The sequence below is a fragment of the Micromonospora sicca genome, assembly GCF_003172935.1.
GTDB classification, from domain to species: Bacteria; Actinomycetota; Actinomycetes; order Mycobacteriales; family Micromonosporaceae; genus Micromonospora; species Micromonospora sicca.
Genome location: NZ_QGKS01000202.1, coordinates 24,567 through 34,695, shown reverse-complemented (window position 1 = coordinate 34,695; position 10,129 = coordinate 24,567). Strand labels below are relative to the sequence as shown.

The following is a 10,129-nucleotide window of genomic DNA, read 5'->3' as shown; positions in this document are numbered from 1 at the left end:
AGGGCTGCTCCCGGCCTCACCCCCAACCCGGGGATCAGCCTGCCCTCAGCTTCTACCGTTCACTGCGATGACCGGCGGCAGGCACTTCCTCCTGCACGGCAACATCAGCGCCTCGTGGCGCACGGCTTTTCTCGTCCACGCAGAGGACCACCGCCCGCTCGGGCGGGTTGTGGTACAGCCCCACCACGTCGACGACCTTGTCCACGAACAGCGGATCGGTGGACAGCTTGAACGTCTCCGCCCGGTGCGGTTTGAGGCCGAAGTCGCGCCAGATCCGCCCGATCGTGGACTTCGACAGTCCGGTCCGCTCGGCCATTGACGTCCGCGACCAGTGCGTGGCGTTGCGCGGGGTCTGCTCCAGGGACGCCACCACCACGTCCTCGACCTGGTCCAGGGTGACCGACGGCGGACGGCCCGGCCGATCCTCGTCAACGAGGCCGTCCAACCGTCGAGCGAGAAACCGCGACCGCCACTTACCGACCGTGGTGCGGTCCACCCCCAGCCGGTCAGCGACCTCCACGTTGGACAGCCCGTCGGCGCACGCCAACACAATCCGACACCGAAGCGCCAACGCCTGCGACGACTTCGCCCGTTGCGCCCAACGCCGCAACGTCGACCGCTCATCCTCGCTGAGGATCAACTCGGCTTTCGGACGCCCACGACCCGCCATCCACACAGCCTACAATTAAGATGGCGAATTTCCGACGCACGACACTAGTCGCTGCTCCACGAGTTCTCCAGACCCCGGTGGCAACGCCACCGCCGGCTGTGTGAGCCTCGCCCACGAGGACCTCGTCGGAGTGCTGCGCTGGCTCGATCCGGCCGCGTCGCCGCATATCGTGCTCGCCCCCCGGCAGTGGCTCGAGCGCGGCTGAACCCCGGCCACCGCCGACGTTTCCGCTGCCCTGCACCGCTTCCTTGGAGCAAACCTAGGAAGTAGCTGAGAGATATCCGGCTGAGTATCGCTCGTTTCTAGCCTTCACCCGTCGTGTCTTCAAGGGACCGGAGGGTAACGGGTGAAAAGGCGATCACGAGGCCCCCTGATCGGGGGCCTGGCGCTGGTCATGGTGGCCACGCTGGGCGGGATGACGCTCCTGCCGGACCAGGACCCCGCTCGCACCGGCCAGGCAGCCGGAGCGAAGGACGACCACCCCGGCTTGCTGTCGCGGATCGGCGATGCCGCGCGGGGTCTGGTCGACGGCGGGTCGGGCCGGGCGAAGCCGGAGGTCATCAGCGCGGGCCTGGCCCGCGACGAGAAGCCGCTGGCGGGGAAGAAGTGGCCGGAGCAGAAGCGGGTCCGGGAGCTGGCCGGTAAGCGGACGGCGAACAGTCGGGTCTATCAGCTGTCGGACGGTCGGACGCAGGCGGAGATCTCGGCGGTGCCGCTGCACTACCGGGACGCGAAGGGCCGGTTCCAGGCCATCGACACCACCGTCCGCCCCACCTCTGACAAGGGGTACGTGCAGGGCAACCGCACGAACACCTTCACCAGCCTGTTCGGGGACAGCACGGCCGACCTGGTGCGGTTCGAGGCCGACGGCCGGAGCATCGAGCTGGGTCTGGCCGGCGCGGCGAAGGCGGCGACGCCGAAGGTGTCGGGTTCCACGGTGACCTACGCGGGCCTGGCGGGCGGCGCGGACGTGGTGTACGACGTGAGCAGCACGGCGTTGAAGGAGAAGATCGTCCTTCGTCGGGCGCCGGGGGGTCCGGCGTCGTACACGTTCACCCTGGACACCGCCGGGCTGACCGCGCAGCAGCGGGAGGACGGCTCGATCGCGTTCGTCGGCAGGGACGGCGGCGCGCCGGTGTTCGTGATGCCGGCGCCGTTCATGTACGACAGCAAGGACGACAAGGCCTCCCCGCACGGGAAGGTGTGGAGCGACAAGGTCACCCAGAAGGTGACCCAGTCCGGTGCCACGTCGACGATCACGATCACCGGGGACGCCGGCTGGCTGGCCGACCCGGCCCGGGTGTATCCGGTGGTGATCGACCCGACCATCAAGGTCCAGCCGGTGCCGACGGACGCCCAGGATGTGGCGATCTATTCGGGCGCGACCACCACCAACTACAACGACACCTACCAGCTGAAGGTCGGCACGGACGCCGCGCAGTCCTGGCGGTCGCTGGTCAAGTTCGACGTCAGCTCGATCCCGGCGAACACGCCGATCGACGACGCGCAGCTGCAGATGTACTACTCCCAGACCCACTACGCCTGGGGCTTCGACGTCGCGATGGAGGCCCGGCGGGTCACCCAGCCGTGGAGCGAGAGCACGGCGAACTGGTCGAACACCAACGCCAACATCGCCGCCCAGCCGGCCGGCAACATGGTGACGAAGGACGACGGCGACGCGGGCACCTCGGCCAGCGGCACCTGGTCCTACTCCGGGAACACCGCCCTGACGCCGCTGGCCATCAACGGCGACTACCGGTACAACAACGACACCACGACCGGCAACACCCACACCTGGGTGCCGACGATCACCGAGGCCGGTGACTACCAGGTCGAGGTCCACTACGTCTCGGAGGCCGACCGGCCGACGAACGCGCCGTACACGGTGTACTTCAACGGCGGCTCGAAGACCTACACGGTCGACCAGACCGGCAGTGGGCTCGGGGAGTGGAAGACCCTCGGCGTGCACCCGTTCGCGGCCGGCACCACCGGCAAGGTCGTCCTCGGCGACGTCTCCGGCAAGTCGGTGATCGCCGACGCGGTCCGCTTCACCCGCTGGGGCGTGACGACCAAGAAGGCGGCGGTCTCCAACGTCTGGAGCACGTTCCCGGTCCGCAACGTGGTCCAGGACTGGGTCAACGGCACGTACGCCAACAACGGCTTCATGGTCAAGGCGGTCGACGAGGCGAAGAAGGGCCGGGGCGGCCCGATCTTCGAGGCCTCCGAGTTCGCCTACAGCAACGCCCGTCGGGACTTCAACCTGCCGAAGCTGGTGGTCACCTACGGCCGGCCGGGCGTGACGGTGAACCCGCCGACCACCATCACCTCCACCGGTGCGGTCCTCGACTGGCCGGCGTACGTGGACCCGTCGACGAGCACCGCCGATGACGCGGTCGAGTACCAGGTGCACCGCAGCATCTACCAGAACTTCACCCCGTCGTCGGCGACGTTGATCGCTCCGGTGTCCACGGGGACACGGACGTACCAGGACACCACGGCGGTGCCGACGGCGGCGGACAACACCGACCCGATGGCGCGGAAGTTCTACTACTACATGGTCGCGGTGAAGACCCGTGACGGGCAGGTTCTCGCGGGTCCGACGCAGCAGGCGATGCTGCCGAAGGCCGGCCAGATCACCCGGATCTACCGCACCGGTCAGACCGACACCACGCTGTCGGCGGCGCGTCCGACGGAGAACGTGGACGTCTACGACGGTGACCCGTACGTCAGCCCGGGCAACAACTCGTCGTACTACGGCGACACCCGGGGTCTGCTCAAGTTCCCCACCCTCACGGGCATCCCGGCCAACGCGCAGGTGGTCGACGCCGAGCTGCGAATGTACAACACGGGTCTCTACCCGGGCACGGACACCGACGAGTACGTCGACGTCTACCGGATGACCAAGGCCTTCACCGAGACGAAGGCGACGTGGAACACCTCCGACGGGGTCACGGCGTGGACCACGCCTGGCGGTGACTACGACACCACCTGGAAGGCCGGTTTCAACGGGTTCACCAACGACCCGGAGTGGGAGACCTGGGACGTCACCAGCCCGGTGAAGGGCTGGGTGGCCACCCCGACCAGCAACTACGGTCTGCTGCTGCGGCAGCGCGACGAGGTCAACCAGACCGCGCGAGCGATGCTGCTGTCCTCGGAGGGCCAGGAGCCGCTGCTGCGGCCGACGCTGGAGGTGACCTACCTCGAGCAGACCGCGGAGTCCACGTACTACGCGGCCTCGACGCCGCCGCTGGCCACCGCGGACTCGACGTACACGGTGCCGGTGACGCTGTCGAACCCGACCCTGGCGGCGTGGAATCCGACCGACTGGGAGCTGGCGTACGACTGGAAGCGGGCCGACGGGGTCACGGACGGCGCGGACGCCACCTACGAGCTGAAGACCGCGCTGCCGAAGAGCGTCCCGGCCGGTGGCACGGTCGACGTGGCGGCGCAGGTGAAGACCCCGCCGTCGTCGACGGAGGGCAACAAGCGCACCGACTACGTGCTCCAGTGGGATCTGCGGAACAAGCTGACCGGCAAGAAGCTGTCGGAGACCACGCCGGCGATCCAGCCGCTGCCGCAGAACGTGGCGGTGGAGGAGCCGACCTCCGACCAGCTGGGTCTGGAGAAGTTCTACTCGTACGCGGGGAAGAACACCGGCGCCGGCGGCACCATGATGAACAACCTGTACTCCGGCAACACCGTCTGGTCGTACAACGCGATCAACAACCCCTCCCGGGGCCTGTCGACGTTCGTGCGGATGTCCTACAACTCGCTGGACACCACCGACAGTGTGGCCGGGTACGGCTGGTCGTTGCAGGCCAGCTCGATGATGCGGCTCGGCACCCCGCTGGACTTCCACCCGAACCCGAACCCCACCAAGGTCACCCTGACCGACGGTGACGGCACCAGCCACTGGTTCACCTGGGACGCCACCGCGAACGAGTGGAAGAGCCCCAAGGGTGTGCACCTCTACCTGCAGAAGTACAGCAGCGTGGAGTGCAAGCCCAACACGCAGGAGCGCAAGGCGTGGGTGCTCACCCGACCGGACCGCACGCAGTTCTTCTACGACTGCGAGGGCTTCCTGTCGAGCATCGTCGACAACAACGGCAACGAGATGCTCTTCACCTACGAGGAGCGCAAGTCCAACAACAAGCCGACGAAGTTCCTGCGCTACATCACCGACCCGACCGGCCGGATCACCCTGACCATCGACTACTACGCCAAGGGTCAGACGTTCGACTACATCGACGACACCACCTGGAACCGGGTGTCGGGTGCGACGAACCTGACCAACCCGAAGATCATCGACCACGTCTCGCAGATCACCGACATCTCGGGGCGCAAGCTCACCTTCACCTACACCGACAAGGGTCTGCTCGGTGAGCTGATCGACGGGGCCGGGTCGACCAACGGCACGCCGAAGACGTTCAAGTTCGCCTACGACATGACCCAGGGCAACAAGAACGTCAAGCTGGTCAAGGTCACCGACCCGCGGGGCAACCCCAGCAGCCTGGTCTACAACTACCCGCAGACCGGCGACGACCCGAAGTTCCACTGGACGACCAAGTCCTACACCGACCGGCTCGGCTACCTGACCCAGTTCGGCTACGTCGACCCGGACGGCCCGCAGGGCAACAACATCAACGCCACGGTCGCGGACGCGGAGAACCACGCCACCGCGTACCAACTGGACGGCTACGGCCGCTCGTACCAGACGACCAACGCGAAGAACGAGGTCACCAAGCTCGGCTGGGACGACGACCACAACGTCATCCGCCTCGAGGAGGCCAACGGCGCCGTCGCCACCTGGGCGTACGACCCGAAGACCGGCTACCCGACCGAGACGAAGAACGCCGAGGCGGTCAAGAACGGCTGGCCGGGCACGGTGCTGACCTACCAGCGGCAGCTCAACGGCTACGTGGCCGAGGTCATCACCAAGACCAGCCCGGAAGGTCGCAAGTGGACCTTCGGCTACACCGCCGAGGGTGACATCGAAACCGTCACCGACCCGCTCGGCAACACCACGGCGACCGCCGGCGACTACACGAGCACCAACACCTACGACGAGTGGGGCCAGCTGCTCAGCGCCAAGGACGCCAACGGCAACACCACGGCATACGGCCCCTTCCACGCGAGCGGTTACCCGACGACCATCACGGACGCCGGCACCGGCAAGTCGTACTTCACCTACGACGACCGGGGCAACGTCACCGAGGTCAAGAACGGCAAGAACGCCAAGGTGACGCAGGCGTACGACACCTTCGGCCGGCCGACCACCAAGGTGGAGCCGATGGACGCGGCCAACAACCGCTACATCACCACCAAGGCCCCGGTGTACGACCTCAACGACAACATCACCACGGCGTACGCGGCCAACGGCGCGGTGTCGACCTCCGTCTACGACAAGGCGGACCAGGCCGTCGAGACCCTCGCGCCGACGGACGAGGCGACGGACCCGGAGCGGAAGACCACCACGACGTACGACAAGGTCGGCAACGTCCTGACCGTCACGGAGCCCCAGGGCAACCTGACCTCCACGGCCGGCGACTACACCACGACCACCAAGTACGACGCGATCTACCAGCCGATCGAGGTCACCAACGGCCTCGGACAGAAAGTGACGTCGGAGTACGACAACGTCGGCAACGTCACGGTCCTGTACGACGCGAAGAAGACCGCCAGCGCGGCGGACGACTTCACCACGAAGTACGAGTACGACTCGAACCACCGGGTCGTGAAGACCGTCGACGCGCTCGGCAAGTTCACCTCCGCGCGGTACGACAAGGACGGCCTGACCCTCGGGTCCACCGACGCGGACGGCAACGAGTCGCTTGCGATCTACGACGCCCGCGGCGCGCTGGTCGAGTCGAAGGTGCCGCACGACAAGGACGGCTCCGGCACCATCACCTACCGCACCACGAAGTACGAGTACGACCAGGTCGGCAACCAGACGAAGGCGATCACCCCGCGCGGTGTGAACACCAGCGACGACGCCGACGACTTCGCCGTGGTGACCGTCTACGACGCGCTCAACCGCAAGAAGGAGGAGTGGTCGTCCTACGACAAGGACGACAGCCGCTACAACACGCCGGACAAGACCTTCTACGAGTACGACGAGATCGGCAACCTCAAGAAGGTCAGCGCGCCCCCGTCGGACGGGCAGACGGTCCGTAACGACACCGAGTACACCTACTACGACAACGGGTGGACCAGGACGTCCAAGGACCCGTGGGACATCGTCAACTCCTTCGACTACAACGACCTGGGCCAGCAGATCAAGAACACGCTGACCTCGGCCGGCGGGTCGACCAGCCGGACGATGACCTGGGACTACTACCCGTCGGGCAACGAGAAGGGGCGGTCGGAGGACGGCTTGCCGGTCGGCAAGGACGTGGTCCTGGTCGACAACACCGACTCGAACAACACCGCCGCCCAGGGCACCTGGACGAGCGGCGCCGCCACCGGGCAGTGGGGCTACGACGTGGCCACCGCGCCGGCGGGCAGCGGGTCGGCGCAGTTCAACTGGCAGCTGAACATCCCGCGGGACGGCAGCTACGAGGTGTTCGTCCGGCATCCGCAGGTCAGCGGCGCCGCGACGGACGCGAAGTTCACCATCACCTACGACGGCGGCAGCGCCACCAGAACGGTGAACCAGACGCAGAACACCGGCGCGTGGATCAGCCTGGGCAGCTACTCCTTCGTCGAGGACGGCGTCCAGAAGATCACCGTCACCGACCAGGCGACGGGCAAGGTGGTCGCCGACGCGGTCAAGCTGGTGCGGGACAACACCGGTGACGTCGACAACGAGAAGAAGGAGTTCACCTACCGGTACAACCCGAACGGGCTGATGGTCGAGGTCAAGGACCTCAGCCCGGGCGCGAAGATCGACCGGTACGACATCGCGTACGACGAGCTCAGCCAGATCTCCTCGGTGAAGGAGTACGCCGGGTCGACGCTGAAGAACACCACGGCGCTGACCTACGACGAGAACGGCAACCCGCTCACCTCGACTCACGACCTCACCTGGTCGAAGATCGAGTACGACGCGCGGGACATGGTCGCCAAGGTGACCAACGCCGACTCGCCGACGGCGGGCAACCAGCAGATCTCGACGTTCACGTACACCGCTCGCGGGCAGCTGCTCAAGCAGACGAAGCCCAACGGCAACACCGTGGACTTCGAGTACTACCTCGACGGCGCCACCAAGCACCAGCTGGAGAAGACCTCCGGCGGGGCGACCGTCGCGGAGCACACGCTGGAGTACCAGGCCAACGGGCACCCGTCGCGGGACGTGCTCAAGCTGATGAACGCTGACAACTCGTCGGACTACATCGACAACACGTACGTCTTCAGCTACGACCCGCAGGACCGGATCGCCAAGCTCGACAAGACCGGTGACAGCAGCTCGACGGAGTCGTACACCTACGACGCCAACGGCAACACGGTCGCCCAGACTGTCGAGGGCGCGACGAGCACCAGCAAGTACGACCGAAACCGGCTCCACTCCACCACCGCCGGTGGGGTGACGTCGACGTACAACTACGACCCGCTGGGTCGCCTCGACACGGTGTCGATCGGTGGTCAGCGGGCGCAGAAGTACTACTACGACGGATTCGACCGCACGGCGAAGACCACCGCGGGCATCGGTGCGACGGCGAAGTCGACGACCTACGCCTACGACCCGTTCGACCGGACGGTGTCGCAGACGGTGGGCTCGAAGACGACGGCCTTCACCTACCTGGGGATGGACAACCAGGTGCTGCGGGAGGAGGTCGCGGGCAAGGCGACCAAGTCCTACCAGTACGCGCCGTGGGGTCAGCAGCTGACCCAGATCAAGCACAAGGACGACGGCAGCCGGGAGTACTCGCAGTTCATCTACCGGCCGCGCGGTGACGTCGTCGGTATCACGAAGGAGGACGGCAAGACCCGGGCGACGTACGGCTACACGGCGTACGGCAAGGACGACGAGTCGCAGTTCACCGGTGTGGACAAGCCGGGTGCGACGCCGGAGGGCGAGGAGCCGTACAACGCGTTCCGGTTCAACGCCTCCCGGTGGGACGCGTCCTCGGGCACGTACGACATGGGCTTCCGCAACTACGACCCGGGCCTGAACCGGTTCCTGACGCGGGACTCGTACGGCGGCGCCCTGGCGGACATGGGTCTGGCGATGGACCCGTTCACCGGCAACCGGTACGCGTTCGCCGGCGGTAACCCGATCAGCTTCGTGGAGCTGGACGGGCACCTGTTCGGGATGTCGTGGTCGGACATCGGCCACGCCGCCCTGGACGTTGCCGGCATGGTGCCGGTGATCGGTGAGGTCGCCGACGTCGCCAACGGCATCTGGTACGCGGCCGAGGGCAACTACGTCGACGCGGCTCTGTCCATGGCGTCCGCGATCCCGCTGGCGGGGAACGCGGTGGCCGCGGCCAAGCTGGCCAAAACGGGTAAGAAGATCGCTGACGGCATCGACACCGCCCGGGACCTGGAGAAGGCGGCCGAGAACGCCAAGGCTGTCCAGAACGGCGTCGAGGCGACCACCGACACCTCAAAGGCGGTGCCTAGCAACACGCCGAAGCCCAAGGCTGAGGAACCAACGGCACCCAAGCAGAACTCGTCGCCGGAGGATTCATGTCTGGTGAGGCCGAACAGCTTCGTGCCTGGTACGAAGGTCGTGATGGCCGATGGCACGAGCAAGGCCATCGAGCAGCTGAAGGAGGGCGATGGGGTTCTGGCCACGGATGTCGAGTCGGGGGAGAACCAGCTCCGGACGGTGACCAACGTCCGCAGCGTCGAGGGTAAGAAGACCTTCATCACCTTCACCGTCGACCTGGACGGCGCGGCCGGCTCGAAGACCGGGAGCATCACTTCAACCGATGCTCACCTGGTCTGGCTCCCCGACAGCGGCATGTGGGCCAAGGCCGGGCAGCTCCGGCCCGGCATGTGGCTGCAGAGTGCTGCTGGTGACTGGATTCAGGTCACCGCGGTCAAGCGCACGGTGAAGCACGAGCGGGTCCACAACCTCACCGTCGACGGGGTACACAGCTACTATGTGGTCGCCAATGACACGCCGCTGCTCGTTCACAACTGCGGAGGTACGGTTGGCGGGCACAAGACCAGTTGCACGTGCGCTACCGGTGGTACGCCGGTGGGGCCGAGGAACGCCTCTCTGGCCGGCGGCACTCACCCCAAGACCGGGGTGCCGTTCGATGGACAGGGTTTCCCGGACTTCTCCGCGCACAAGGATCCGAGCGTTCCGGATGTCTCCATCACGCTGACCGGTGATCCCAAGAAGGACTTCAGGCTCGCGGACAAGGCCGCGGGTATCACGGAGGCCTACAGGAAGGGCACATGGACGTGGCATCATCACCAAGACTGTGGACGCATGCAGCTGGTCAATATGGCCATCCATGCCAAGACGGGTCACACCGGTGGCGCCTCAATTTGCTGAAGGTTATGCGC

1 protein-coding gene and 1 pseudogene are annotated in these 10,129 nt (G+C 66.5%); one reads left to right on the top strand and one right to left on the bottom strand.

Translation table 11 applies throughout. The features are described from left to right. Positions 1–124: 124 nt before the first annotated feature. Positions 125–670, bottom strand: a pseudogene (locus tag DKT69_RS13260) (IS630 family transposase); the annotation flags it as partial. A 415-nt stretch (positions 671–1,085) separates the two neighbouring features. On the opposite strand from DKT69_RS13260, the gene DKT69_RS13255 reads away from it, so the two are divergent. Next, positions 1,086–10,118: a golvesin C-terminal-like domain-containing protein gene (locus DKT69_RS13255; RefSeq protein ID WP_161557827.1), complete on the top strand. Its 9,033-nt coding sequence runs from the start codon at positions 1,086–1,088 to the stop codon at positions 10,116–10,118. Positions 10,119–10,129: the final 11 nt, after the last annotated feature.

Coding starts and splice junctions, on each gene's coding strand:
- DKT69_RS13255 (WP_161557827.1), top strand. CDS start 1,086: ATGACGCTCCTGCCGGACCAGGACCCCGCTCGCACCGGCCAGGCAGCC.